The organism is Raineyella sp. (assembly GCF_034933565.1).
GTDB lineage: Bacteria > Actinomycetota > Actinomycetes > Propionibacteriales > Propionibacteriaceae > Raineyella.
In genome coordinates, this window is record NZ_JAYFNG010000002.1 from 152,855 (window position 1) to 178,146 (window position 25,292).

Sequence of the window (25,292 nt, forward strand, 5' to 3'; positions counted from 1 at the left end):
CACACTATCCAGCGAGATCTGCCGTGATCTGGGGGGATCGGTAGACGGCACCATAGAGTGACGGTGTGGACCCGATCCAGAACCCGTACGCACCGGGGGCCGGGCAACGACCGCCCGCCCTGACCGGTCGGGACGACGAGTTGGCGGCCTTCGACGTCGTGCTCGCCCGGGTGGCCAAGGGCCGGCCGGAACGCTCGATGGTGCTCACCGGGCTGCGCGGTGTCGGCAAGACCGTGCTGCTCAACACCCTGCGGTCCTCGGCGGTGCGCGCCGGCTGGGGCACCGGCAAGTTCGAGGCCCGCCCCGGCCAGTCGCTGCGTCGTCCGCTCGGCGCCGCCCTGCACATGGCGGTCCGCGAGCTCGGTCACCCCTCCCGGTCCGGGACCGTGCTCGGCACCGTACGGTCCTTCGTCGAGGCCGACGCCCGGCCCGGCACCAAGCTGCGGGACCGGTGGAACCCGGGCATCAACGTGCCCGCGACCAGGGGACGGGCCGACTCGGGCGACATCGAGATCGACCTGGTCGAGGTGCTCACCGACATCGGCGGGCTGGCCCTCGACCTCGGCACCGGCGTCGCGCTGCACATCGACGAGATGCAGGACCTCGAGCCGCCGGACGTGTCGGCCATCTGCGCCGCCTGCCACGAGCTGAGCCAGCAGGGGCTGCCGCTGATCGTCGTCGGCGCCGGCCTGCCGCACCTGCCGGCCGTGCTGTCGGCGTCGAAGTCCTACTCCGAGCGACTGTTCCGCTACGTACGGATCGACCGGCTGTCCCGGGAGGCGGCCGATGCCGCGCTGGCCGAGCCGGCCGCCGACGAGGGCGCCGCGTACGATCCGGCCGCGCTGGCCGCGCTCTACCGGGCCACCGGCGGCTATCCGTACTTCATCCAGGCGTACGGCAAGGCGGTCTGGGATGTGGCGACGGTCTCGCCGATCTGCGCCGATGACGTCGCGGTCGCGGTGCCGCAGGCCGAGTCGGAGCTGGCCGTCGGCTTCTTCGGGTCGCGCTACGAGCGCGCCACCCCGGCGGAGCGGGAATACCTGCGGGCGATGGCCGAGATCGGTGGGGAGGACCCGGTGGGCACCGCCGAGGTCGCCGTCCACCTCGACCGCAAGCCGCAGAGCCTCTCCCCGGCCCGCGACTCGCTGCTGAAGAAGGGCCTGGTCTACTCCGGTGAGCGCGGCAAGGTGCAGTTCACCGTGCCGCACTTCGGCCGCTACCTGCGGGGCGCGACGGCCACGGAGTAGGACGGCCACGGAGCAAGCGGAAACGCCACCCGCTCGTCCCGTCCGATCGGCGCACCGTGGGCCCGTCGACGGGTGGCCGTTCGATGGTCCGTACGGGCCGATCGGAGGGCCGATCGGAGCGCCCTGTCGGGAAATGTCAGCGGCCGGTCCTAGCGTTCAGACATGCGCATCCTGCACACCGCTGACTGGCACCTGGGGCGGACCCTGCACGGCGAGAGCCTGCAGACCGCCCACGAGACGTTCGCCGACCACCTGGTCGAGGTGGTCGAGGCCGAGCGGATCGACGCCGTGCTGGTCGCCGGTGACGTGTACGACCGCGCCATCCCGCCGGTCGAGTCGGTCGCGCTGCTCGGCGAGACACTGGGCCGGCTGACCGCGCGCACCCGGGTGGTGATCACCTCCGGCAACCACGACTCCGCCGTCCGGCTGGGCTTCGGGGCGGGGATGTTCCGTGATCGGCTGAGCGTCCGCACCCGGGTGGCCGAGGTCGGCCGGCCGGTCGTCGTGCCGGACGTCGAGGGGAACGACGGTCTGGTCGTCTATCCGGTGCCCTACCTCGATCCGGACGGCACCCGGCAGGAGCTGGGCGGGGTGGAGCGGACCCATGCCGCGGTGGTCGGGGCCGCCATGGAGCGGATCGCCGAGGACCGTGCCCGGCGCGACCCCGCGGTGCCGGTGACGGTGCTCGCCCACGAGTTCGTCGGGACCGGCGAGACGTCGGACTCCGAGCGGGACATCCGGGTCGGTGGGATCGGCTCGGTGCCGTCGGCGGTGTTCCGGGCGGCCGGCGCGTCGTACGTCGCGCTGGGGCACTTGCACCGGGCCCAGCGGACCGGTGACCCGGAGCGTGACCCGCTGATGCGCTACGCCGGCTCCCCGCTGGCGTTCTCCTTCTCCGAGGCCGGCCAGGTGAAGTCCAGTGTGATCGTCGACTTCGACGGGCCGGCGCCGGTGGTGCGGACCGTGCCCACCCCCGTGCCGCGCCGCCTGGTCCGGGTCCGCGGCACGCTGGCCGAGCTGGAGTCGTCGGCCTGGGACGCCGACCGGGACGCCTGGGCCGAGGTGATCGTCACCGACCCGATCCGGACCGCCGACATGATGGCCCGGGCCCGGGCCTGCTTCCCGCATCTGCTGACCTTCGCCCACCAGCCCGCCGACCGGGTCGCCGAGGGACCGTCCCGGATCACCGCTGCGGTCGACCCGCTCGAGGTGCTGACCGACTTCGTCGCGGACGCGGGCGGTCGGGCCGCCACCGCCGACGAGGAACTGGTCCTGCGCGAGGCGTACGAGGCCGTCCGGACGTTGGCGGTGGCCTGACATGCAGCTGCACCGGCTGGCCCTGCGGGGCATCGGGCCGTTCCCCGACGAGTGCCTGATCGACCTGGACGCATTGGGCGCGGGTGGTCTGTTCCTGATCGAGGGGCCCACCGGCTCGGGCAAGTCGACCCTGCTCGATGCGGTCACCTTTGCTCTCTACGGCGGCCTGGCCGACTCGGCCGCCAGCGACGAACGGCTGCACTCCGCCCACGCCGGCGCGGAGGTGGAGCCGTACGTCGAGCTGGTGTTCTCCACCGGGGCGGGGGACTTCCGGATCTGGCGCCAGCCGAAGTACGAGCGCCCCAAGCAGCGGGGCACCGGCACCACCACACAGAACCAGCAGGTGAAGCTGTGGCGGCTCAGCCCCGGTGAGCTGGAGGAGGTGCTCGGCGGTGGCGAGGCGGGGCGGCTGGTGTCCAACCGGACCCAGGAGGTCGGCGCTGAGATCCCGGCACTGACCGGGCTGACCAAGGACCAGTTCACCCAGACCGTGCTGTTGCCGCAGGGGAAGTTCGCCACGTTCCTGCGCTCGAAGCCCGATGACCGGCGGACCGTGCTGCAGCAGGTGTTCGGCACCGAGGTGTACGACCGGGTGCAGCGGCGGTTGATCGACGGAGCCAAGGCTCTGCGGAAGTCCCTGGAGGGCCACCGGGCGGCGATCGGGAAGGCCGCGGCCGTCTACGGGAGCCGGCTCGGCGCCGAGACCGCGGACACGGCGACGCTGGAGACCACGGCGCTCGAAGGACGTGAGGCCGTCGTCCCGCGGTTGGAGGCCGATGCGGCCCGGCTGGCCGCCGAGGTGGCCCGGACCGGAGCCGTCGCCGAGGGGGCCGAGCTCGTCGAGGCGTCGGCGCGCCGCGCACTCGACCGGGCCGAGAAACTGGCGGAGGCCCTCCGGCGGCGGACGGACCTGCTGGCCCGCGACCGCTCGTTGACTGCCGGGGCCGCCGAGATCGTCGCACTGCGAGAACGGCTCGACCGGCACGCCGGCGCCGCGTCGGTGGTGCCGCTGGTGCCGGCCGCGGAGAAGGCGGCCGCCGCCCTGGCGGCAGCACTTGCCGCGGGCGAGGCGGAGGGCCTGCCGCTGACCGCGGGGGCCGGCACCGACGAGCAGCTCATCGCGCTGGCCGACCGCGAGGACGCCCACTACGCCGACAGCACCCGGACGGTCGGGGAGCTGGAGCCCTGGGTCGGCGTCGAGGCCGGTCTGTCGGCCCGCCGGCAGGGCTTGTCGACCCGCCGCGACCGACTGGTCACCCAGCGGGACGCCCTCACCCGGCGCCGCGCCGAGCTGGACGCCCGACCCGCCGCGGAAGCCGCACTGGACCAGCGGCTGTCCGCGCTGCGGGCGGACGCCGGGGATCTCGCGGCAGCGGAGCGGGAGACCGATCGTGCCCGTACTGCTCTGGCGGCGGCGAGCGGCGCCGAGAAGCTTGTCGGGGAGGTCGAGCAGTCGACGGCGACGTTCGCCCGCCTGCTGGCTGCCCAGGAGCGCGCTGACGCGACCGCACGGCAGCGCCGGCTCGACCGGTTCGCCGGGATGGCCGGGGAGATGGCCGCCGCGCTGCGTGACGGCGAGCCGTGTCAGGTCTGCGGCGCGACCACGCACCCCGCCCCTGCCCAGCAGGACGCCGCGCACGTCTCGGCCGAGGACGTCGAGGCGGCGGAGGAGGAGCGGACCCGGGCCGTGGCCGCGGTCTCTGCTCATCAGAGGGCCCATGCCGCGTTGCAGGAGCGGCTCGCCACCCGGCGCGCCGAGGCCGGTGGACTCGACGTCGCGGCGGCCACCGCGGCGCTCGGCGAGGCCGAGCAGGGGCAACGGCAGATCGTCGCCCGACACGACGAGATCGCCGTCCGGGAACAGGCGTTGCGCGATGTCCGGGCCGACACCCAACGGCTGGAGGCCGCGTGGACCCGGGACGAACAGGCCTGGGACCGTGCCGACCAGGACCTCGCCCACGATGCCGCCAGGCTCGAACAGGACACCGACCGGTGCGCCGAGTTGCGCGGTGCGGAGGAGTCGGTCACCGACCGCGTCGCCGTGCTCCGCAGCCAGGCCACGGCCGCCCGTCACCGGGCCGATGCGGCGCGGGCCGTGGTCCGCGCCCGCGCCGAGGAGCACAACGTCCGCCTCGCCCTCGACGCCGCCCTGGCCGATTCCCCCTTCGCCGATCCCGCCGCCGCCCGGGCCGCCCGACTGGAGCGGACCGCCGAGACCCAGGCCCAGGGCCGGGTGCGGGCGTACGACAAGGAACGCGACGCAGTCGACATCGGACTCGCCGAACTGTCCGCGCTGACCGGTGAGGAGGATCCCCGGTCGGAGGAGTGCAGGGCGGCGGCTGACGAGGCCCACGCCGCGGCCCGGAGCGCCACCTCGGCCGCTGACGCTGCCGCGACCCTGGCCGCCGATGTGGCCGAGGCACGCAACGCCCTGGAGGAAGCGATGGCGGCGTACGCCAGGGCGGCCGACAGCGGCCGGGCGCTGCTGCGGGTGTCCGACCTGGCCCAGGCGGGATCCCAGTCGCTGATCCGGACCGAACTGGCGACCTGGGTGCTGGTGCGCCGTTTCGAGGAGGTCGTCGCCGCGGCCAACGATCGGCTGCAGGTGATGTCCGACGGGCGCTACCTGCTGGAACGGGTCGACGACGAGGCGGGGCAGCGCTCCCACAAGCTCGGCCTGGGCCTGCAGGTGCTCGACCAGCTCACCGACCGGCCGCGCTCGCCCGGCACCCTGTCGGGCGGTGAGACGTTCTATGTCTCGCTGTCCCTGGCGCTCGGCCTGGCCGACATCGTCCGGGCCGAAGCCGGCGGGGTGGACCTCGACACCCTCTTCATCGACGAGGGCTTCGGGTCGCTCGACCCCTCGACCCTGGAGAACGTCATGGCGGTCCTCGACGGGCTGCGGGCAGGCGGTCGTACGGTCGGGGTGATCAGCCACGTCGCGGACATGAAGGACCGCATCCCGGAGCGGATCAGCGTCCGGCGGCGACCGGACGGCTCCTCCACCCTGACCGTCACGGCCTGACTCCGGGTGTCCCGGCCCGACCGCGATCGGCAGGGCCTGAGCCTCACTGTCATGGCGTGACCTCGATCGGCAGGCCTGCCCCTGACCTGACCGGCACCGTCCGACGCACGCTCCCTAGGATCGATCCGTGACAACCACGACAGCCCCCGTGCGGCCCGTCGACCCGGTCGACGCCGTCCTTCCGCTCCCGAAGCTGACGATCCTCGGCGTCCAGCACGTCCTGGCCTTCTATGCCGGGGCGGTCATCGTGCCGCTGGTCATCTCGCAGGGCCTCGGCCTGTCGACCCAGGACACCATCCACCTGATCAACGCCGACCTGTTCACCTGCGGCATCGCATCGATCATCCAGTCGGCCGGGCTGGGCCGACGGATCGGCGTCCGTCTCCCGCTGCTGCAAGGGGTGACCTTCACGGCGGTGTCGCCGATCATCGCCATCGGCCTGGCCTCCGGTGGCGGCACCCACGGGCTGGCCGCGGTCTACGGGTCGATCATCATCGCCGGGCTGGCGACCTTCTTCGGCGCCCCCTACTTCGCGAAGCTGCTGAAGTACTTCCCGCCGGTGGTCACCGGCACCCTGCTCACCGTGATGGGCACCACCCTGATCGGCGTGGCCGCCGGCGACGTGGTCCGCTGGGGGCAGACCGACCCGGCGAGGATGGGTCCCGGCCTGCTCTATGCGTTCGGGACGCTCGCGGTGATCGTCCTGGTGCAACGGCTCTTCAAGGGCTTCATGGCCACCATCTCGGTGCTCATCGGCCTGGTCATCGGCACCGCCGTCGCGGCGACGCTGGGCCACGCCGATTTCTCCGGGGTGGCGAGCGCCGCCCCGATCGGCATCACCGCACCGTTCTTCTTCGGCTGGCCCGCCTTCTCCCTCACCGGTGCCATCTCGATGATCATCGTGATGGCGATCACCGCGGTCGAGACCACCGGCGACGTGTTCGCCACCGGTGAGATCGTCGGCAAGCGGATCACCCCGCGGCACATCGCCGCCGCGTTGCGCGCCGACGGCCTGTCGACCACCCTGGGTGGCGTCCTCAACTCCTTCCCGTACACCTGTTTCGCCCAGAACGTCGGCCTGGTCCGGCTCACCCGGGTGAAGTCGCGCTGGGTCGTCACCGCGGCAGGGGTCATCATGATCGTCCTCGGCCTGCTGCCGAAGGCCGGCGCGATCGTCGCCGCGATCCCGGCGCCGGTGCTGGGCGGCGCGTCCCTGGCGATGTTCGCCAACGTCGCCGTCGTGGGCATCCAGACGCTCGGCAAGGTCGACATGCACGACAACCGCAACGCGGTGATCGTGTCGACCTCGATCGGCCTGGCGATGCTGGTCACCCTGCAGCCGACCATCGCGCAGGCGGTGCCGTCCTGGCTGCAGATCATCTTCGGCTCCGGCGTCACCCTCGGCTCGATCGTCGCGATCATCCTCAACCTGCTGTTCTTCCACGTCGGCCGGCGCACCGGACCGGACGTGGCGATGGCCCACGGCAGGCCGGTCCGCCTGGACGAGGTGAACGCGATGTCCGAGGACGAGTTCGTCGCGGCGTTCGGCGGGCTGTTCCCGGTCACCTGGCCGGTCGCCCGCGCCTGGGAGGACCGCCCGTTCGAGAGTACCGAGGAGCTGCGCGAGGCCTTCCAGCAGGTCGTGCTGTCCGCCTCCGCCGAGGAGCAGCGGGCGCTGATCGACAGCTACCACGACATCGCCGAGCTCGTCCTCACCGACCCCGAGGAGGCCACCGCGGACGTCCGGGCCCTGCAGGAGACCGGATCGCTGGCCGTCGACCGCCTCGACGACCGGGACCGTCAGGAGATCGCCGCCCTCAGCCAGGCCTTCCGGGAGCGCCACGGCATGCCCTGGGTGGTCTGCCTGGCCAACCTGGCCAGCCGTGACCAGCTCGTCGGTGACGGCTGGCACCGGGTGGCCAGCTCCCCGACCCGTGAACTCGTCACCGCCATCACCGAGATCGGCCACATCGCCGACGCCCGGTTCGATGCCCTGGTGGCGGACGCCAACCCGATCCGGTCGGCCTGGGCGCGGAAGTTCGAACAACTCAACTGACCGGGCGACGCGGGCGGGCGGCCCGGGCGGGCGACCCGGACAGACGACACAATCGGACGATCCGGCAGAATCACTTGATCGGACAACCGGCCGGACGGCCACAGAGGACAACCGGACGGGACAATCGGACGAGATGGCCGGAGGGGCCGGTCGGACGACCACAGGAGGAGGAACAGTGCGATTCGCAGTGATCGGGGCCGGCGGCCTCGGCGGGTTCTTCGGGGGGCTGCTCGCGGCCGGCGGGCACGAGGTCCACTTCGTGGTGCGGGGGCGTACGTTGAGCGCCCTGCTCAGCACCGGACTGAGCATCACCGGCGGATTCAGTGCCCGGGTCGACCGGGTGCAGGCGACCGACGACGCCCGGACCATCGGCCACGTCGACGTGGTGCTGGTCGCTGTCAAGGCCGGCCAGCTGCCCGACATTGCCCACCAGTTGCCACCGCTGGTCGGGCCACAGACGCTGGTCATCACCATGCAGAACGGTGTCGACGCTCCCGACCTCGTCGCCGCCACGGTCGGCCGCGAGCACGTCGCGCCCGGGGTGGTGCGGATCTTCACCCAGCTCGACGAACCCGGCCGGATCAGCCACCACGGCGGTCCCGGCTCGATCACCTTCGCCGGCTGGGACAACGTCGAGACCCCGCTGGTCGAGGCCACTCGCGCCGCCTTCCAGGCGGTGGGGATCGAGGCCCCCGAGCCGGCGGACATCTGGGTGGACCTGTGGGCCAAGGCGATGTTCATCATCCCCACCGGCGCCCTCGGTGCCCTCAGCGGGCAGCCGTTGGGCGTGCTGCGCACCGCGCTGCGTGACGAGCTCGCCGCCTGCATCGCCGAGGTCGAGGCCCTGGGCCGGGCCCGCGGTGTGGCCCTGCCGCCCGATGCGGTGGCCCGTACGCTCGCCTTCATCGACCAGCAGCCGACCGACGCGACCGCCTCGCTGCAGCGCGACCTGCTGGCGGACCGGCCCTCCGAGCTGGACGGTCAGGTCGGCGCCGTGGTCCGGATCGGGCGCCAGCTCAGGGTGCCCACGCCGCGCCACGCCCTGATGTACGCCGTGCTGTCGCTGCGGGAGCAGGCCGCCCGGGCCTGAAGCGGATCCGCCCCAGGCTTGCCACAGGCCTGACACGGACCGGACTCAGGCCTGCCACGGACCGGACTCAGGCCTGCCACGGGCCCGACTCAGGCCTGCCACGGACCGGAGCGGGTCCGACGCGGACCGGCCCCTCGCCGCTCCGGCATCTCCGGGCCTGCGCGCTGTACCCAGAGGGTCTGTACCTGGAGATTCTGTACCTAGAGGTATGTACAGTGGACACATGGATTCGCGGGAGCGACTCATCGTCGCGATGAGTGACCTGATGTGGGAGCGCGGCTATGCCGCCACGAGTCCTCGTGACGTCCGCGCCCGCTCCGGCGTCGGCCAGGGCAGCATGTACCACCATTTCCCGAGCAAGCGGGACCTCGCCCTGGCTGCGTTGGAGCGCAACTGTCAGGAGTCGTTGCCCGGCACCGCGGATCCGCTCAGTGCCCCCGGCGACCCGCTGGAGAAGCTCGCCGAGCACATGACCCGACCGCGGGAGGCGCTCAAGGGCTGCAAGGTCGGCCGGATGACGCAGGACCCGCTGGTCGCGTCGGACCCCGGGCTGCTGGCCCCCGTGGCGGACGCCTTCGACACGGTGCACCGCATCCTGGTCACCGTCATCCGTGAGGCGGTCGACGCCGGGGAACTGCCGGCCGACACCGATCCCGACCGGATCGCCTCCCTGCTGCAGGCCACCATCCAGGGTGGCTACGTCCTCGCCATCGCCCGGCAGGACCGGGCCCCGTACGACCAGGCCGTCGCCGGCGCGGTCGACCTGCTCCGCGCCGCAGCACCCGGTGCAGCACCCATCCCTGCGGTATCGACCTCCACCCCATCCCACAGAAAGGTACGGGCATGACCGTACGCATCGGTATCAACGGATTCGGCCGGATCGGGCGCACCTACCTGCGCGCCGCCCTGGCCAACAGCGCAGACGTCGAGGTGGTCGCCGTCAACGACCTCACCGACGCCGCCACCCTCGCCACCCTGCTCGAATGGGACTCCGTCAGCGGCCACCTCGACGGCGTCTCCGCCCACGGCGGCGACCTGCAGGTCGGCGACCGTCTCGTCCGCGTCTTCTCCGAGGCCAACCCGGCGGGCATCCCGTGGGGTGACGTCGGCGCCGACGTGGTGATCGAGTCCACCGGCCGGTTCACCGACGGTGGCAAGGCGCTGGCCCACCTGGAGGGTGGTGCCCGCAAGGTCATCATCTCCGCCCCGGCCAAGGGCGACGTCCCGATGTTCGTCCTGGGCGTGAACGATGACGCCCTCGACCCGGCCGCCAGCGACGTCTTCTCCAACGGTTCCTGCACGACCAACTCGCTGGCGCCGCTGGCCAAGGTGCTCAACGACACCTTCGGTGTCGAGAGCGGGCTGATGACCACCGTGCACGCCTACACCGGCGACCAGCGCCTGCTCGACGCGCCGCACAAGGACCTGCGAAGGGCCCGGGCCGCGGCCGTGTCCACCGTCCCGACCTCCTCGGGCGCCGCCAGGGCGATCGGCAAGGTCATCCCGGAGCTCGACGGGTTGCTGACCGGCTTCGCCCTGCGTGTGCCGGTGCCGGTCGGCTCGATCACCGACCTGACCGTCGTCCTGAAGCGGGAGGCCGGCGTCGACGAGATCAACGCCGCCTTCCGGGAGGCCGCGGCGGACGGCCCGCTGTCCCACGTCCTGCAGTACTCCGAGGCGCCGCTGGTGTCGCACGACATCGTCGGCAACCCGCACTCCTCGATCTTCGTCGCGCCGCTGACCGAGGTCGTCGGCCGCCAGGCCAAGGTGCTCGGCTGGTACGACAACGAGTGGGGCTTCTCCAACCGGCTGGTCGAGTTCTCCGAGCGGATCGGGCAGGCCCTCTGAGCCACCCGCCGCCCCGGTTGCCGGCTGACCCGCCCACTCACCGCCGGCCCACCCGCCACCGATCCGGCGCCGACCCGCCCATCAGCATGCTGCGCGGGTCGGTGGCCATCACCCCGCCGCCCGGACCGGCCGGCGGGGTGATGGTTTCCCCGGGTTCAGAAGGACAGCAGCTTCATCCAGGGCAGGATCGGCGTCATCAGGCCGGTCGACATCCAGAACATGCCGAAGTTCATCGCAAAGCCGGCCAGGGCGGCGAGCCGGAACGTGCTCGATCCGGCCGGGCGCACCTCGTGACAGACGACCGACTCCTGGGTCTGCTCGACGGTGCGCGTCGTGGTGTGCTCGGCACCGGTGGCGGCCGGGACGCTGTCGGCGGACGGAGCGGTGCCGGCACCGACCGCCGCGGAGTGGTCATGCCCGCCGAGATGGCCTGCCCGGTCCCCTGCGGTGAGATCGTTCTCCGCCGGGGCGGGACGTACGGCCGTGACCAGGTCGCGGATAGCGGCGATCAGCAGGTAGAGCATGAACGGGATGCCGACCAGGGCGACGAACCACACCGAGCCGCCGGGCTGCGAGGCCGCGGCCATCGGGCTCATGCCGGCGTTGCCGCTCATCCCACCCATGCCGGACATGCCGCCCGCCCCGGGCGTGGCGCCCATGCCGGGCATCCCGCCCATCGAGCCCGAGCCGGCCGTGCCGGAGCTGCCGTGCTGCATGGTCGCGCTCATCAGCGGCATCTTGATCACCATGCCGGTCAGGTGCCAGGCCATCGCGCCGAACATCGCGGCGTGGCCGAGGTAGTGACCACGGGCCTCCCGGCGGACGACGGCCAGGCCGACGAACCACGCCACCGACAGCACGAAGACCGCGATCAGCACCGGGCCGCCGACCAGGTGCACGAACGGGCGCCACGTCACGGTCGGCACCATCACCAGCATCACCAGCGACATCACCAGGTGCAGCGAGTTGGAGACGCGCTGCGTACGGTCCTGGGGTCGGGTGAGTTCGTAGATCGACCATGCGGTGCAGAACAGGAACAGGATCAACAGCGAGACGAATTTCACCGGTGTGTCGGCGAGCGTGAACATGACGGTCCTCCTCGAGGAGACGACTGACGGGATGAACAGGTGTCATCGGGTCGAGTCGTGTGAGGAGACACGGCAACGCTGGGACGACGCTCCGGAACTCACAGTAGGCGCCCCGGGACGGGGCGATACCCCCGGTGAGTCGCGGAAATGGAACGTCCGGCCGGATCCCGGCGGGTCGGACGACGTCGCCGTCGACCGATGTCGCCGCCGGCCGACGGGGTGGCGGCGACGGTCAGCGCCGTGGCGGCACTTCGGCCGACCGACGTGGCCGTCAACCGAAGTGGTAGAGCATCAGGTCGTCGAAACGGGTCACCTCGATCACCACAGCGGTCCCGGCGGACCCGGCCCGCACGGCCAGATCGTCGATCCGCCAGATCCGGTTGAGCCGCCCGCGGGAGTCGCAGGCACAGCCCCACGGCTCGCCGTACGCCTCGTCCAACAGGCCGAGCAGGTCACGGGTGTAGTCCCGGATCGCCGCCGGCGCCCGCCAGGCGTCCAGCACCGTCAGATCGATCGTCCCGCCGCGCACCCGCACCCGCCAGCCGGGACCGGCCCGCAGCTCGGGGATGCCGTAGCGGTTGGCGGCCGCGACCAGTTCGTGGTGCTCGATGAACGCCGCGATGCCGGTACGGATCACCTCGTCGATCAGCCCGGCGGCCTCCTGGGGCGAGGCGTACGCGGCGACGTACGTCCCACCCGGGCGGGCCGGCTGCTCGCGCTGCGGGACCGGGGTGGTGAACGGCAGCAGGTCGATCACGGTGGCCGGTTCCAACGCCGCCTCGGCGACGGGCCGGCCGTCCGGGCCGGTCACCGCCTCGCCTCCCGGGGTCGGCAGCAGCAGGAACGGCGGGGTGGTCGGGACGACGCCGATGGTCAGGTCGCCGGGGGCGTGGTCCTCGTACGTGGTGGCCCAGATCCGGCCGATCACCTTGCCGGCGCGCCGGGCCTGGTCGGCGTCCAGGGTGACCTCCATGCCCTCGACGGTCATCGTCAGCCGATCCGGTTCGACGCGGACGCTGAGCGCCCGCCCGTGCAGGGTGCTGCCGAGGACGACCGGTTCGTCGAACCAGGCGGGCGGGATGATGGCCAGGTCCGTGGGCAACAGGGCGAGCAGGAAGCCGAGCTCGGTCGCCACGTCGCTCCACTGCGGCAGCAGGAACGGGCCGGGGCGCCACGACCGGGCGGGTCCCTCGACCGGGGCGATCGACCACAGGTACGGCGGCGCCAGGTCAGGCGTGGCCGAGGCGAACGCCTCCTGCTCGCGCCGGCTGACGTCCGGTTCGTACGGGAACGCCCGGTAGCCGACCTCCCACTCGTCGAAGAACCGGTCGACCCCCACCTCGACCATCACCCCGTCGAGCTGCCAGCGGAACCGCGTCTGCGGCCCGTGCACCTCGTACGGCGGCGACCCGAGCGCGTCGGCGATCGCCAGCAGCGCGGGATGGGCGTCGCTCGGCCGGAGCAGCAGCCGACCCGAGAGCGCCCGGACGGCGGTCTCGACCGTCGACAGCAGCTCGTCGATCGGCATCCTCACACACCTCCTGGGTCTGGGTCGCCGGAGTCTGGGTCAAGCCGGGTCCGGGGTCGAGCCGGGTCCGGGGTCGCCGGGGCTAGGGTCGCTGCATGAAGATCTCCCGGCGCTCGGACATCCACGCTTTCGAGGTGATGACCATCCAACAGAAGGTTGCCACGATGCAGGCGGCGGGTCAGGAGGTTCTGCTGCTGAGCGTCGGGGAACCCTTCCAGGGAGCGCCCCGCCCGGTACGGGAGGAGCTGGCCCGGGTGGCGCTCGACGGCACCGACCTGGGTTACACCACCGGGTTCGGCATCGCGCCGCTGCGCGCCGCGATCGCCCGCCACTACGCCGACTGGTACGGCCTCGACGTCGACCCGGACCGGGTGTGCATCACCGTCGGGTCGTCGGGGGCGTTCCTGTTGGCCTTCCTGGCGTGCTTCGACGTCGGCGACCGGGTGGCGGTCGGTCGGCCGACCTACCCGGCCTACACCAACGACCTGCGGGCCCTCGGCTGCGAGGTGGTCGAGCTGGAGTGCGGCCCCGCCGAGCGGTTCCAGCCCACCCCGGAGCTGCTCGAGGCGGCCCACGCGCAGGCTCCGCTGGCCGGCGTGGTGCTCGCCTCCCCGGCCAACCCGACCGGGACGATGCTCGACGCCGAGCGGATGGCCGCCCTCGCCGCCTGGTGCCGGGAGCACGACGTCCGGCTGATCAGCGACGAGATCTACCACGGGATCAGCTTCACCGGCAGCCGCGGCGAGTGCGCATGGACGTACGACCCGTCCGCGGTGGTCATCTCGTCGTTCTCCAAGTACTGGTCGATGACCGGCTGGCGGCTCGGCTGGATGTTGCTGCCCGAGGACCTGGTCGACCCGGTCGACCGGCTCACCGGCAACCTGTTCCTGTGCGCGCCGGCGCCGGCGCAGTGGGCGGCCGTCGCGGCGTTCACCCCCGCCGCGTACGCCGAGGCCGAGCAGGCCGTCGCCGACGTCGCCGCCGCGCGGACGGTGGTGCTCGACGCCGACCTGGGCTGGGGCACCGTGGCGCCCCCCGACGGCGCGTTCTACATCTACGCCGACATCAGCCCGGTGCTCGGGCCGTACGCCACCTCCCGGGAATGGTGCGCGGCGCTGCTCGAGCAGCAGCACGTGGCGGTGACGCCCGGCCTCGACTTCGATGCCGCGTACGGCGACCGGACCATCCGGCTGTCGCTGTCCGCCGGCGCCGCGGCGGTCACCGAGGCGCTGGCACGGATCCGGATCTTCCAGGCCGGTCTGCGCGGCTAGCCGGTCGGCCCTCGGGCCGGGTCAGTGCGCCGCGGTGACCACCGCGACCGGGCACTTCGCGCCGTACAGCGCGTGCTGGGCCACGCTGCCGAGCTTGAGACCCTTGAACCCCTCCTGGCCGCGGCGGCCGACGACCATCAGGTCGGCGTCCTCGCTGGCCCTCACCAGCACGTCGCGGGGGTGGCCGGGGCGCGCCTGCAGATCGAGGGTGACGCCCGGCTTCGTACGGCCCGCCAGGGTCTGCTCCAGCATCGAGTGCGCCACGGCGGGGACCGGGTCGGTCGAGTCGCGGGGCATCGTCGACCAGCACAGCAGCAGTGTGATCGTGCCGCCGTCGGCGACCAGGCTGAGCGCGAGGTCCAGGGCGGCGGTGCTCGACGTCGACCCGTCGGCCCCGACGACGATCGAGCGCGGGGCCCGGTCGGTGACGTCGTCGCCGTGCACGATGACGACCGGGCAGGCGGCGTGCTGGGCGGTGGTCATCGAGACGGTGCCGAGCAGCGCGGAGGTGATCCGGCCCCGGCCGCGGTTGCCCATCACGAGCATCGCCGCGTCGTCCCCGGCCCGCACCATCACGCCGGCGCCCGTCCCGATCGGGTCCTCGCCGGTCACCTCGAGGCCGGGGTGGTTCTCGTGGACGCGGTCGATCGCCTCGGTGCTGCGGATCGGTTGCGCGTCGTTCTCCCGGGCGGACACCACCCGCAGCGGCAGGCCCAGCCGTTCGGCGGTGCCGGCGGCCCAGGTCACCGCCCGGCAGGCCATCGGGGAGGAGTCGTAGCCCACGACGACGGGACGGATTGCGGCGGTGCCCTCGGACATGGGGCCCAGTCTAGGTGGCGGACCGTTGCGGGGCGGGACGTACGGGGTGTGGTGCCGCGGCACCCCGGGCGGGGCACGTCCGGGTCGCCCCCGGGGTGCCGCCCGAGCTGCCGCTCCGGGTCGCTGCCCGGGGTGCCGCGCCGGGACGTACGGACATGCAGGGGTGCCCCCGATGGGACCGGAGGGACAGACTGGTGTCATGAGTGACACCGATGACTACCGCATCGAACACGACACCATGGGCGAGGTGAAGGTGCCCGCCCGGGCGCTCTACCAGGCCCAGACCCAGCGCGCGGTCGAGAACTTCCCGATCTCGGGCACCACCCTCGAGCCCGCGCTGATCGTCGCGCTGGCCCGGGTCAAGAAGGCGGCGGCCGGCGCCAACCGGTCGCTGGGGGTGCTGGACCCCGACATCGCCCTGGCCATCCGCGACGCCGCCGACGAGATCATCGTCGGGGAGCACCTCGGCGAGTTCCCGGTCGACGTGTTCCAGACCGGGTCGGGCACGTCCTCGAACATGAACACCAACGAGGTGCTGGCGACCCTGGCGTCGCGGCGGCTGGGGCGTACGGTGCACCCCAACGACCACGTCAACGCCTCGCAGTCGTCCAACGACGTCTTCCCGTCGGCGGTGCACGTGGCCGTCGCCTGGGCGCTGAAGCACCAGCTGTATCCGGCGCTGCAGCACCTGGCCCAGGTGCTGTCGGTGAAGGCGGAGGAGTTCGCCACCGTGGTGAAGTCGGGGCGTACGCACCTGATGGACGCCACCCCGGTGACGCTCGGCCAGGAGTTCGGCGGCTACGCCGCCCAGGTCAACATGGGCATCGAACGGATCTGGGCCTGCCTCGACCGGGTGGCCGAGCTGCCGCTCGGCGGCACCGCGGTCGGCACCGGGATCAACACCCGCCCCGGTTTCGCGCCGAAGGTGATCGCCGAACTGGCCCGGGAGACCGACCTGCCGCTGCACGAGGCCCGCAACCACTTCGAGGCGCAGTCCGCGCGCGACGGCCTGGTCGAGGCCTCCGGGATCCTGCGCACCATCGCGGTGTCCCTGGTCAAGGTCGCCAATGACATCCGCTGGATGGGCTCCGGCCCGCGCGCCGGTCTCGCCGAGATCCACCTGCCCGACCTGCAGCCCGGCTCCTCGATCATGCCCGGCAAGGTCAACCCGGTGCTCTGTGAGGCGATGATCCAGGTCGGCGGCCAGGTGATCGGCAACGACGCCGCGGTGGCCTTCGCCGGCACGACCGGCATCTTCGAGCTGAACGTGATGATCCCGATGATGGGCAACAACCTGCTCCAGTCGATCCGGCTGCTGTCCAACGTCTCGTGGCTGTTCGCGGATCGTACGGTCGCCGGGATCGTCGCCGACGTCGACCGGTGTCGTACGTACGCCGAGTCGTCCGCCTCGATCGTCACCCCGCTGAACCGCTACATCGGCTACGAGAACGCGGCCAAGGTGGCGAAGACCTCGCTGAAGGAGAACAAGACGATCCGCCAGGTGGTGCTCGAGCAGGGCTTCGTCGAGCAGGGGATGCTCACGGTGGAGCAGCTCGACGCGGCGCTGGACGTGCTGGCGATGACGGTCCGCCCGGAGTGATCTCCGGTACGTCGGGCGCGGTCTGAGGTCGCTGGTCGGCGGCGGTTGGCCTCGGCGTGAGGCGCTCGCCCGAGGCTCGGCGCGGCATCGGGAGACCCTCTCGTGTTCCCGCGGACCTCGTGTTCCCGCGGACGCTATGCGGTTCTTGCGGACACCGCGGTATCCGCGGGAGCACGGGAGCGTCCGCGGGAATGGTGGGGCTCAGACGAAGATGACCTGCGCCCCCTCGCTGATCACGATGAAGTCGGCGGCCGAGATGACGCCCTCGACGGCCGGGTGCAGGTCGGCCTCGAGGAGCTTCATCATGTCGAAGGTCAGCCGGCAGGCGTACATGTGGGCGCCCTGGGCCGCCATCAGGTCGAGGAACTCCGGGACGTCGGGGATGTCGAGGTCAGCCATCTCCTTCTTGAAATAGCGGGTGGCGAAGGCACCCATCCCCGGCAGGCCGCCCATCTGCTGGGGCACCGAGAAGTGCTCGAGCCCGGGCCGGATGTTGCCCAGCGCCGGCATGTGCATGGCGGTGTTGCCCGAAATGGTGAACTTCAGGTTCTGGTTGGTCTTCTGGTTGATCATGTCGAGACCCCAGAAGGTGAAGAAGATGTGCACCTCGGCACCCTCGCTGAGGGCGGCGTTGCCCATGATCAGCGCGGGATAGGCCATGTCGAGGTTGCCCTTGGAACAGATGAAGGCGATCTTGCGCGGCCCGGCATGGGCCGGGACGCTGCCCGCGTACGCTTCGGCGGGTGCGGCGGCCCCCGTCGGACCGGTGCCGGCGGGCGCGCCCTGGCGAGGGCCGAAGTCCGGCATGATGAACCCGTCGGCGATCGGGGCGGGCATCGTACGTGCCTCCGTGGTGGTGGTCATGTTGTTCTCCTGACGCGTCGGTGATGCCGACTAGACGCAGCCGACGGGCTTGGGCAGGCCCGCGATCCAGGCCATCTTCTTGGCCGGCTTGCCGGGGTAGAGGCGGTACAGCTCCTTGATGTCGAAGCCGCCGACGGTCTGCATGCGCCGCAGGGTCGGGGTCGGCCCGTTCTTCGCGGAGTCCTCGCGCATGAAGCGGATCGGGGCCCAGTGCTCCTCGTCCATCTCGATGCCGATCAGGGCGGCCAGGTCGGCGCCCAGTTCCTCGCTCCACTCGTCACGGTTGGTGAGGAAGCCCTCGTCGTTCACCTGGAACGTACGGTCGTTGAGGGTGTTGGTGGGCACGTCAGTCCTCCTCGTGCTTGCCGGCCATCGACATCAGTGTCGGGACGGGCAGTTTGTGTCCGGGCAGCAGCAGTCGCCAGTAGATCTGCTCGAAGGCGAGCTTGCCCAGATGGTTCATGCGGGAACGGCCGAGCAGCTTCAGCGGCCCGACGCCCGCCAGCGGGTAGGTGCCGGTCAGCGGCTGGGTGTCGTAGTTGAAGTCGAGCAGCAGCGCCTGGCCGCGGCCGGACTCGACGAAGCAGTTGGCGTGGCCGTCGAACTTGTTCGGCATCGGCCGGCCGTCGATCACGGCGAGGAAGTTCGGGATGAACGTCTCGACGGAGAAGTGGGCCACCGCGCCGGCCTTCGAGGTCGGGATGTTGCTCGCGTCGCCCAGCACGAAGATGTTGTCGTGCGCCGTGGACCGCAGCGTGTGCTTGTCCACCGGGATGAAGCCGCTCTCGTCGCCCAGCCCCGAGTCGAACACGTACTGCTGGCCGGTGTGCAGCGGGATGGTCACCAGCAGGTCGAACGGCAGCTCCCGGCCGTCGTACGAGACCAGCACCTGGCGGTCGTTGTCGATCCGCTCCAGGGCGAAGTCCGCGGCGAGCCGGATCGAGCGCTCCTGCAGCAGGTCACCGAGGTGACGCGAGGCGACCGGCTTGGTGAACGCCCCGTCCAGCGGCGTGACGTAGGTGATGTCGACCTTGTGACGCATGTGTCGCTTGCGGAAGTAGTCCTCCACCAGGAAGACGAACTCCAGCGGCGCGACCGGGCACTTGATCGGCATGTCGGTCAGCTGCACCAGCACCTTGCCGCCCTGGAACGCCTCGAGGGCGTCGTGCAGCCGGGTGGAGCCCTCGAGGGTGTAGAAGTCGAAGATCTTCTTGTACCAGAGGGAGCCGTCGGCCATGCCCGGGGTCAGGTCGGGACGGGGCTGGGTGCCGGTGGCGATCAGGAGCCAGTCGTACGGCAGGGTCCGGCCGTCCTCGAGGTCGACCTCGTTGTCGTCGGCGCGGACCCGGCGGATGCCCGCCTGGACGAAGTCCACGCCCGGCGGGATGAAGTGGGTCCGCGGCTTGGTGATCCGCTCCGGCGTCGAGGTGCCGAACGGGATGAAGAGGTAGCCGGGTTGGTAGTGGTGGTCATTGTCCTTGTCCACCACGGTGATCGCCCAGTCCTGGGTGAGCTCGTCGCGGAGGTGGTTGGCGAGCATGGTGCCGGCGGTACCGGCACCGAGGATGAGGAGCCGTCTCATGAGTCGAGGATACCCATACGGGTATACAAGTACTACCTGTTACGTAGCCTTGCCCTGTGATCCGGCTCACTCGCGGCTGTGGCGCGACGGCGCCAGAGGCGAGGCGGGTCAGGGATGTGACGCCAGGGGCGAGTCGAGGATGTGCTGCGTCATGGCCTGCTCGGCCCGCTCCGGGTCACGGTCGCGGATCCCCTCGTACACCTCGCGATGGCCGCGGTTGCGCTCGACCAGGCTGCCGGTGAACCCACCCCCGTGGGTGGCGATGAGGAAGTCACTCAGGTCCCACAGGTCGTGGCTGATGTCGGCGGCCAGTGGGGAGTCCGCCATCCGGTGGATGAGGGTGTGGATGCTGCGGTTGCCCCGGACGTACGCCGGCCCACTCCCGGCCTGTCCGGTCCCGCCGGCCGCAGCGCGCGACTCGAGGGCCTCCAGGGTGTCGCAGAGGCCGGCCAGCTCGGCGAGCTGCGCGTCGGTCCGGCGGAGGGCGGCCCGGTGCGCCATTCCGCCCTCGGTGCGGGAGAACATCCAGAAGAAGGCCTCCACCTCCTCGAGGGTGTAACGGCTCACTCGCACCCCGACCTGGGGCTGGATCTGTACGAGTCGGTCCGCGGCGAGCATGTGCAGCGCCTCCATCACCGGCTGCTTGCTGACCTGGTACTCCTCGCGGAGGTCGACGACGGTGATCGGCTCACCTGCCGGGTAGCGCCCGGCCAGCAGGTCCTGCTTGAGCTGCTCGTACACCCGGCGGGCCAATCGGCCACCGACCATGGCGGATCGGCCGGCGGGGGAGAACATGCGGCGAGTCTACCGAGGGGCCCGGAGTGCCGGACGGAGAACACCGACTCCGCCCCGCACCGCGGTCATCGCCCCGTACCTCGGTCATCGCGGCCCGAGCCCGACCGGCACGTCGGCCGGGGGCGTCGCGTCGGCGCCGACCGATCCACCTGTCCGGTCCAGCACCGCGTCCAGCGCACCCACGAGGAGCGTACGGGCCTCGTCGGCGTCCCGGACCGCCGTGGGGCAGCGCCAGGCGACGACCGCGTCGGGGCGGACCAGCAGGGCACCGGCCTCGTGGATCTCGCGGCGGCGGTACCAGTCGTGGTAGGGGTCCTGGGCGTCCGCATCGGTGCCGATCAGCACCACGTCGAGGAAGTCCAGGCCGAGCCGCTCGCCCGCCGTGCGCCAGGCCACCCCGGCCTGGCCGGTGACCAGGGTGAAGCACCCCTTGCCGACCACGTCGAGGGTGGAGCGGCGCCGCCCGCGATGGTCGACCAGCCAGGCATGCGGCAGCTTGGCGCCGGGCCGGGTGGTCGGCTGGTGGTAGAGCTCGACGTCGCGCTCCCAGACCTCGTCGGCCAGCGTGGGGTCGGGCAGCACCGCCGAAGAGACGTAGCGGTGGTTCTTCTCCACTCCCTCGGCGTTCCACTCGTGTTCCTTCAGTTGCAGGGCCGCCTCGAGCTGCTCCCGCCGTCGGACCCCGTCCTCGGTCGGCGCGTTGAGCTTCGCCAGGGCGTTGGTCACCGGGTCGGCGTCCCCGCTGGTGTCGAGGCAGTCGCGGATCGCCGCGTAGTCGAGCCGTGACCGGTTGGCCCGCAGCACGATCTGGCGTCCGATCGGGGCCCGCTCGGCGGAGTAGCTCTCCAGCAGACCCGGCCCGGCTTGCCCCTTCACCGCGTACGCCAGCTTCCAGGCGAGGTTGTGGGCGTCCTGGACACACGTGTTCAGGCCCAGGCCACTGCTCGGCGGATGCCGGTGCGTGGCGTCACCGCCGCAGAACACCCGGCCACGGGAGTAGTCGGTGGCGTACTGCTGGTTGACGAACCACACCGACCGGTTGAAGATCTCCACCTCCAGGTCGGACACGCCGACCAGCTGGCGGATCCGGCCGACCAGTTCCTCGTCGGTCGGCTCGGGCACGCCGTCCTCGACCAGGAAGCCCCAGCCGGCGATCCACTCGGTCCATGGCGTGGTGCAGCGCAGCAGGCCCAGGCCGATCTCGCCGATGTCCATCTCGGGGTTGAAGAACCAGTGCAGGATGCTCGGCCGGTGTGCGACGTATCGGCCGAGGTCGCAGCGGAACTGGGTGTAGAGCGTCCCGGCACGGTTCTGGTGACCCTCGAACGGCAGGCCGATGCGGTCGGCGACGATCGACCGGGCGCCGTCGGCCCCGACCAGGTAGCGGGCCCGGACGACCTCGTCCGACCCGCTGAGCCGGTGCCGGAGCCGGGCGGTCACCCCGTCGGCGTCCTGTTCGAAATCGAGCAGTTCGGTCCGGTGGCTGATCCCGACGCCGTCGCGCCCGGCCGCGTCGACGAGGACCGGCTCGATCCGGTCCTGGGGAATGTCGAGGTACTCGCACGGGCTGTTGCGGACGTAGTCGCCGTGCCGGGCGAAACCGGAGCCCCAGGCGGGCATCCGGGCGATCTCCGGTCCGGTCAGGCTGACCGCCAGCAGGGTGTCGCCCATCTCGGCCCATGGGGTGGCGACGGTGCGGGCCCGCTCCTCCAGGCCGAGGTCGCGGAACACCTCCATCGTCCGCTGGCTGGTGATGTGGGCCCGCGGGGAGTTCGCCACCCAGGGGGCCTTGGTGACGAGGCGTACGGAGACGCCCTGCTGGGCGAGGGCGATCGCGGTCGTCAGGCCGAACGGCCCGGCGCCGACGACCAGGACGTCGGTGGTGCTGGTTGCTGCCGGGATCGCCACCTCAGTGCACCTCCTGCTGCTGCAGGGCGGCCTCGCGGCGGCCCCAGGGGCCGGGAAGCAGGGCCACCGAGACGACCGAGATGAGGCAGACGATGAGCATGTAGGCGCCGACCGAGGTGGACGAGTGCGTGGCACCGTAGAGGGCGGTGGCGATCGTCGGCGCGAAGGCGGGACCGGCGATCTGGGAGATGGTGTAGCCCACCGAGGCGCCGGAGTAGCGCACCTCCTTGGGGAAGACCATCGAGAAGAGCGGGCCGGTGACGCCGGACGCCGGCGGCATCGCGATGCCGAACATCAGCGTGATGGCAAGCGCGAAGAGGAGCGAGTTGCCGCTGTTGATCAGCGCCAGGGCCGGGAAGACCGAGACGGCCATCAGGACCGCACCGAGCAGATACATCGTCTTGCGGCCCCAGAAGTCGGACAACCAGCCGAAGATCGGGTAGGCGACGGTGGCGATCACGGCGGCGACCAGGACGCCGCTGAGGGCCTCGACCCGGGGGATCCCCACGGCCTTGGTGCCGTAATTCACGAAGTAGGACATGCACAGGTAGGCGAGCACGCCCTGGCTCAGGTAGGTGCCCGCGATGAGCAGAATGGCCTTCCAGTGGTGCCGGAACGCGACGGCGATCGGCAGCGCATGGGCGGTGTCCTCGGCCTGGACGGCCTGGAACGCCGGGCTCTCCTCGACGGTCAGCCGGATCGCCAGGCCGATCAGCACCAGCAGGGCGCTCAGCAGGAACGGCACCCGCCAGCCCCAGGCGAGGAACTGGTCGTCGGGCAGCATCGCGGCGACCAGGAAGGCGCCGGTCGCCAGGCCGGTGCCGGCCGGTGCGCCCATCTGCGGGAAGGCGCCGAAGAGGCCCTTGCGGCCCGCCGGCGCGTGCTCGACCGCCATCAGGGTGGCTCCGCCCCACTCGCCGCCGACCATGAAGCCCTGCACCAGACGCAGCAGGGTGAGCAGGATCGGGGCCGCGACGCCGATCGTGGCGTACGTCGGCAGGATGCCGATCAGCACGGTGGCGAGGCCCATGCCGAGCAGGGTGATCACCAGCATCTTCTTGCGGCCGACGCGGTCCCCGAAGTGGCCGAAGACAACACCGCCGAGTGGCCGGGCCAGGAACCCGACGCCGAGGGTGGCGAACGACAACAGGGTGCCGGTGAGTGCGTCGGTGCCGGGGAAGAAGAGCTTCGGGAACACCAGGGCGGCGGCCGTCCCGAAGATGAAGAAGTCGTAGTACTCGACGGTGGTGCCGATGAGGCTCGCCACCGCCACGGTGAGGGGTTTGGTCGCTGCGGGGGCCTGGGGGCTCCGCCGTGCGGCCTGGTCGATCGACGTCATTGTCAGCTCCTTCTCAAGGGTGCTGAGACGCTAGCATGCTAGTTCAGGTGTTGTACAGGTCACATTCAGGGGGGCTGGAGCAGGCCACTAACCTGGCTGCATGTCCCGGCTGCAGGCACTCGGATGGTCGCTGTTGGAGCGGTTGTGGCCGTCCCACCCGCGCCGCTGGCGCGACGTGCCCTCGCGTCTGCAGCCGACCGGCGTCTGGATCCTGCGGCTGACCACGGCCACGGTGATCGCCTACCTGGCCAGCATGCCGATCGTCCAGGGACCGCCGGACCTGACCGGACCGCTGACCGCCCTGCTCGTCGTGCAGGGCACCAACCTGGGCACGCTGCGCAGCATGGTCGTACGGATCGGCGCGGTGGTCACCGGGGTGATGCTGGCCGTCCTGGTGTCGCAGTTCGTCGGCCTGTCGTGGTGGAGCCTGGCGCTCGTCGTGGCGCTGTCGCTGGCCTCGGCGAAGGTGTTCCACCTCGGTGAGCAGTCGCTGGAGACACCGATCAGCGCGATGCTGATCCTCGCCGTCCAGGGCCAGGAGGTCGCGGTGCAGAACCGGATCTTCACCACCCTGATCGGTGCGGCGATCGGTTTCCTCTTCGTCATCGTGCTGCCCTCACCGGTGCCGTCACGGCGGGCCGGGCGGATGGTCCGGCGGGCGGCGGGCAGCACCGCGAACCTGCTGACCCGGGTGACCGAGTCGATGTCGTCCCAGCCGATCACCCGGTCGCGGGCCGAGGCGTGGCTGGCCGAGGCCCGGGCGCTGAGTGGTCAGGTGGCCCGGGCCGGGACCGCGGTGGCCGAGTCGCGCGAGGCCCGCCGGATGAACCCGCGGGCGTTGGGCACCACGGACGTCGGGCCGGTGCTGGAGCTGGGTGCCGACACCCTGGAACGCATCGTCCTGGACATCCGCAACCTGTTCCACGTCGTCGCGTTGGAGGCGCCGGTCCGGGAGACCCGCGACGACGGGTACGGCGAGGACGTACGCCCCGCCTTCGCCTGGCTGCTCGGCACGCTGGCCGACGCGATCGCCGCGTACGGTCGCTACGTCGAGGCCGAGGTGGAGGGGAGCCGACCCGATCCGGGGCGCACGGAGCTGGGGCGCGGAAAGTCGGGCGATGACGGTCCGGCCGGTGGGGGTCGGGGTGGCGAAGGCCCGGCCGGCGGGGGTCGGGGCGGTGAAGGCCCGCGTTCGGGCGGAGCGGCCGCCGGTGCGATCGCTGGAGCGACGGCCCTGACGCCCCGGTCCACCCATGCCGGCGCCGATGCGGAACGTGAACTCGACGAGGCGCTGTCCCAGGTCGGCGAGGCCCGCGCGGCGCTCACCGACCTGATGACGGTCGACCCGGCCCAGGAGCGCGGGCTGTGGCTACTGAGGGGATCGATCCTCGGCATGGTGCACCAGATCATCAGCGAGCTCGAGGCCGAGGAACGCCGCCACACGGCCGACCGGCTCGCCGAGGACCGGGCGATGGGCCTGTGGCCCCGGGTGATCCCGATCCTGGGTCGCCCGGCCGATCGCCCCGACGGCGAGGGCTGGATCGACCCGGACGCGTCGCTGCAGACCTCGGAGCTGCCGAAGATCCACGGCTGACGACCCGGCGGCCGGCCACCAGAGGATACGGGCTGTGGGGCCGGAGGCGTCCCTGGCCTGCTCGGTGCCTGGTAGTCGTCTTGGTGTCCGGTGTCCGGTGGCCGCCTCGGCTGTCGGTGGCGTCTTGGTGTCCGGTCTTCGGTGCCCGGTCGTCGGTGGCGTCTTGGTGTCCGGTCTTCGGTGCCCGGTCTTCGGTGGCGTCTTGGTGTCCGGTCGTCGGTGGTCGCTTCGGTGCCCGGTCTTCGGTAGCCGCTTCGGCGCCATTCAGTCGCGGCCCACCGGGGCGCGGCGGCTGAATGAACAGGCGGCGGCTGACTGGTC

19 protein-coding genes and 1 pseudogene are annotated in these 25,292 nt (G+C 71.7%); 10 read left to right on the plus strand and 10 right to left on the minus strand.

The window, feature by feature from the left end:
- Window positions 1-65 precede the first annotated feature (65 nt).
- The 7 genes from VB059_RS00720 (at window position 66) to gap (ending at window position 10,583) form a co-directional block, all read left to right on the plus strand.
- Window positions 66-1,247 carry an ATP-binding protein gene (locus VB059_RS00720; RefSeq protein ID WP_323420092.1) on the plus strand — a complete coding sequence of 394 codons (1,182 nt, stop codon included), beginning with the start codon at window positions 66-68 and terminating at the stop codon, window positions 1,245-1,247.
- Window positions 1,248-1,409: 162 nt separating this feature from the next.
- Entirely contained in the window at window positions 1,410-2,564 is a 1,155-nt protein-coding gene (locus VB059_RS00725; RefSeq protein WP_323420093.1) for an exonuclease SbcCD subunit D, read from the plus strand.
- Window position 2,565: 1 nt separating this feature from the next.
- Complete coding sequence (locus VB059_RS00730) at window positions 2,566-5,589, plus strand: SMC family ATPase (protein ID WP_323420094.1); 3,024 nt, start codon at window positions 2,566-2,568, stop codon at window positions 5,587-5,589.
- A 127-nt stretch (window positions 5,590-5,716) separates the two neighbouring features.
- Complete coding sequence (locus tag VB059_RS00735; protein WP_323420095.1) at window positions 5,717-7,645, plus strand: solute carrier family 23 protein; 1,929 nt, start codon at window positions 5,717-5,719, stop codon at window positions 7,643-7,645.
- A gap of 175 nt (window positions 7,646-7,820) precedes the next feature.
- Window positions 7,821-8,735: a 2-dehydropantoate 2-reductase gene (locus VB059_RS00740; protein ID WP_323420096.1), complete on the plus strand. Its 915-nt coding sequence runs from the start codon at window positions 7,821-7,823 to the stop codon at window positions 8,733-8,735.
- 223 nt (window positions 8,736-8,958) lie between these two features.
- Window positions 8,959-9,582 carry a TetR/AcrR family transcriptional regulator gene (locus tag VB059_RS00745; RefSeq protein WP_323420097.1) on the plus strand — a complete coding sequence of 208 codons (624 nt, stop codon included), beginning with the start codon at window positions 8,959-8,961 and terminating at the stop codon, window positions 9,580-9,582.
- Entirely contained in the window at window positions 9,579-10,583 is a 1,005-nt protein-coding gene (gene gap, locus VB059_RS00750; protein WP_323420098.1) for a type I glyceraldehyde-3-phosphate dehydrogenase, read from the plus strand. The genes VB059_RS00745 and gap overlap by 4 nt, the downstream gene beginning before the upstream one ends.
- A gap of 155 nt (window positions 10,584-10,738) precedes the next feature.
- Here gap and VB059_RS00755 read toward each other — a convergent pair whose 3' ends face one another.
- Together VB059_RS00755 and VB059_RS00760 are read right to left on the minus strand one after the other, a co-directional pair.
- Window positions 10,739-11,671 carry a DUF5134 domain-containing protein gene (locus VB059_RS00755; protein WP_323420099.1) on the minus strand — a complete coding sequence of 311 codons (933 nt, stop codon included), beginning with the start codon at window positions 11,669-11,671 and terminating at the stop codon, window positions 10,739-10,741.
- A 271-nt stretch (window positions 11,672-11,942) separates the two neighbouring features.
- On the minus strand, window positions 11,943-13,199 hold the full coding sequence (locus tag VB059_RS00760; protein WP_323420100.1) for a hypothetical protein: 1,257 nt from the start codon (window positions 13,197-13,199) through the stop codon (window positions 11,943-11,945).
- 95 nt (window positions 13,200-13,294) lie between these two features.
- Between VB059_RS00760 and VB059_RS00765 the strand changes: the two genes are divergently transcribed.
- Entirely contained in the window at window positions 13,295-14,470 is a 1,176-nt protein-coding gene (locus tag VB059_RS00765) for a pyridoxal phosphate-dependent aminotransferase (RefSeq protein WP_323420101.1), read from the plus strand.
- Between the two features lie 21 nt (window positions 14,471-14,491).
- Here the strand turns inward: VB059_RS00765 and VB059_RS00770 are convergent, their stop codons facing one another.
- Entirely contained in the window at window positions 14,492-15,289 is a 798-nt protein-coding gene (locus VB059_RS00770) for a universal stress protein (protein WP_323420102.1), read from the minus strand.
- 199 nt (window positions 15,290-15,488) lie between these two features.
- Between VB059_RS00770 and VB059_RS00775 the strand changes: the two genes are divergently transcribed.
- Window positions 15,489-16,889, plus strand: coding sequence for a class II fumarate hydratase (locus VB059_RS00775; RefSeq protein WP_323420103.1), 1,401 nt, complete (start codon window positions 15,489-15,491; stop codon window positions 16,887-16,889).
- Between the two features lie 201 nt (window positions 16,890-17,090).
- Here VB059_RS00775 and VB059_RS00780 read toward each other — a convergent pair whose 3' ends face one another.
- From VB059_RS00780 to VB059_RS00810, 7 genes and pseudogenes are all read right to left on the minus strand, one after another.
- The gene (locus tag VB059_RS00780) at window positions 17,091-17,753 is read right to left on the minus strand and encodes a DsrE/DsrF/DrsH-like family protein (RefSeq protein WP_323420104.1); all 663 of its coding nucleotides are present in this window, start codon (window positions 17,751-17,753) and stop codon (window positions 17,091-17,093) included.
- A gap of 30 nt (window positions 17,754-17,783) precedes the next feature.
- Window positions 17,784-18,098: a TusE/DsrC/DsvC family sulfur relay protein gene (locus VB059_RS00785; protein ID WP_323420105.1), complete on the minus strand. Its 315-nt coding sequence runs from the start codon at window positions 18,096-18,098 to the stop codon at window positions 17,784-17,786.
- Window position 18,099: 1 nt separating this feature from the next.
- Entirely contained in the window at window positions 18,100-19,335 is a 1,236-nt protein-coding gene (locus tag VB059_RS00790; protein ID WP_323420106.1) for an FAD/NAD(P)-binding oxidoreductase, read from the minus strand.
- Window positions 19,336-19,443: 108 nt separating this feature from the next.
- Window positions 19,444-20,130, minus strand: coding sequence for a GntR family transcriptional regulator (locus tag VB059_RS00795; protein WP_323420107.1), 687 nt, complete (start codon window positions 20,128-20,130; stop codon window positions 19,444-19,446).
- 84 nt (window positions 20,131-20,214) lie between these two features.
- The gene (locus VB059_RS00800) at window positions 20,215-20,934 is read right to left on the minus strand and encodes a hypothetical protein (RefSeq protein WP_323420177.1); all 720 of its coding nucleotides are present in this window, start codon (window positions 20,932-20,934) and stop codon (window positions 20,215-20,217) included.
- 3 nt (window positions 20,935-20,937) lie between these two features.
- A pseudogene (locus tag VB059_RS00805) lies at window positions 20,938-22,047 on the minus strand (FAD-dependent monooxygenase); the annotation flags it as partial.
- Window positions 22,040-23,377, minus strand: coding sequence for an MFS transporter (locus VB059_RS00810; protein ID WP_323420108.1), 1,338 nt, complete (start codon window positions 23,375-23,377; stop codon window positions 22,040-22,042). The pseudogene VB059_RS00805 and the gene VB059_RS00810, both read right to left, overlap by 8 nt.
- Before the next feature lie 100 nt (window positions 23,378-23,477).
- Between VB059_RS00810 and VB059_RS00815 the strand changes: the two genes are divergently transcribed.
- Window positions 23,478-24,971: an FUSC family protein gene (locus tag VB059_RS00815; protein WP_323420109.1), complete on the plus strand. Its 1,494-nt coding sequence runs from the start codon at window positions 23,478-23,480 to the stop codon at window positions 24,969-24,971.
- Window positions 24,972-25,292 lie beyond the last annotated feature (321 nt).

Coding starts and splice junctions, on each gene's coding strand:
- VB059_RS00775 (WP_323420103.1), top strand. CDS start 15,489: ATGAGTGACACCGATGACTACCGCATCGAACACGACACCATGGGCGAG.
- VB059_RS00780 (WP_323420104.1), bottom strand. CDS start 17,753: ATGACCACCACCACGGAGGCACGTACGATGCCCGCCCCGATCGCCGAC.
- VB059_RS00730 (WP_323420094.1), top strand. CDS start 2,566: ATGCAGCTGCACCGGCTGGCCCTGCGGGGCATCGGGCCGTTCCCCGAC.
- VB059_RS00770 (WP_323420102.1), bottom strand. CDS start 15,289: ATGTCCGAGGGCACCGCCGCAATCCGTCCCGTCGTCGTGGGCTACGAC.
- gap (WP_323420098.1), top strand. CDS start 9,579: ATGACCGTACGCATCGGTATCAACGGATTCGGCCGGATCGGGCGCACC.
- VB059_RS00725 (WP_323420093.1), top strand. CDS start 1,410: ATGCGCATCCTGCACACCGCTGACTGGCACCTGGGGCGGACCCTGCAC.
- VB059_RS00760 (WP_323420100.1), bottom strand. CDS start 13,199: ATGCCGATCGACGAGCTGCTGTCGACGGTCGAGACCGCCGTCCGGGCG.
- VB059_RS00815 (WP_323420109.1), top strand. CDS start 23,478: ATGTCCCGGCTGCAGGCACTCGGATGGTCGCTGTTGGAGCGGTTGTGG.
- VB059_RS00795 (WP_323420107.1), bottom strand. CDS start 20,130: ATGTTCTCCCCCGCCGGCCGATCCGCCATGGTCGGTGGCCGATTGGCC.
- VB059_RS00790 (WP_323420106.1), bottom strand. CDS start 19,335: ATGAGACGGCTCCTCATCCTCGGTGCCGGTACCGCCGGCACCATGCTC.
- VB059_RS00810 (WP_323420108.1), bottom strand. CDS start 23,377: ATGACGTCGATCGACCAGGCCGCACGGCGGAGCCCCCAGGCCCCCGCA.
- VB059_RS00765 (WP_323420101.1), top strand. CDS start 13,295: ATGAAGATCTCCCGGCGCTCGGACATCCACGCTTTCGAGGTGATGACC.
- VB059_RS00745 (WP_323420097.1), top strand. CDS start 8,959: ATGGATTCGCGGGAGCGACTCATCGTCGCGATGAGTGACCTGATGTGG.
- VB059_RS00755 (WP_323420099.1), bottom strand. CDS start 11,671: ATGTTCACGCTCGCCGACACACCGGTGAAATTCGTCTCGCTGTTGATC.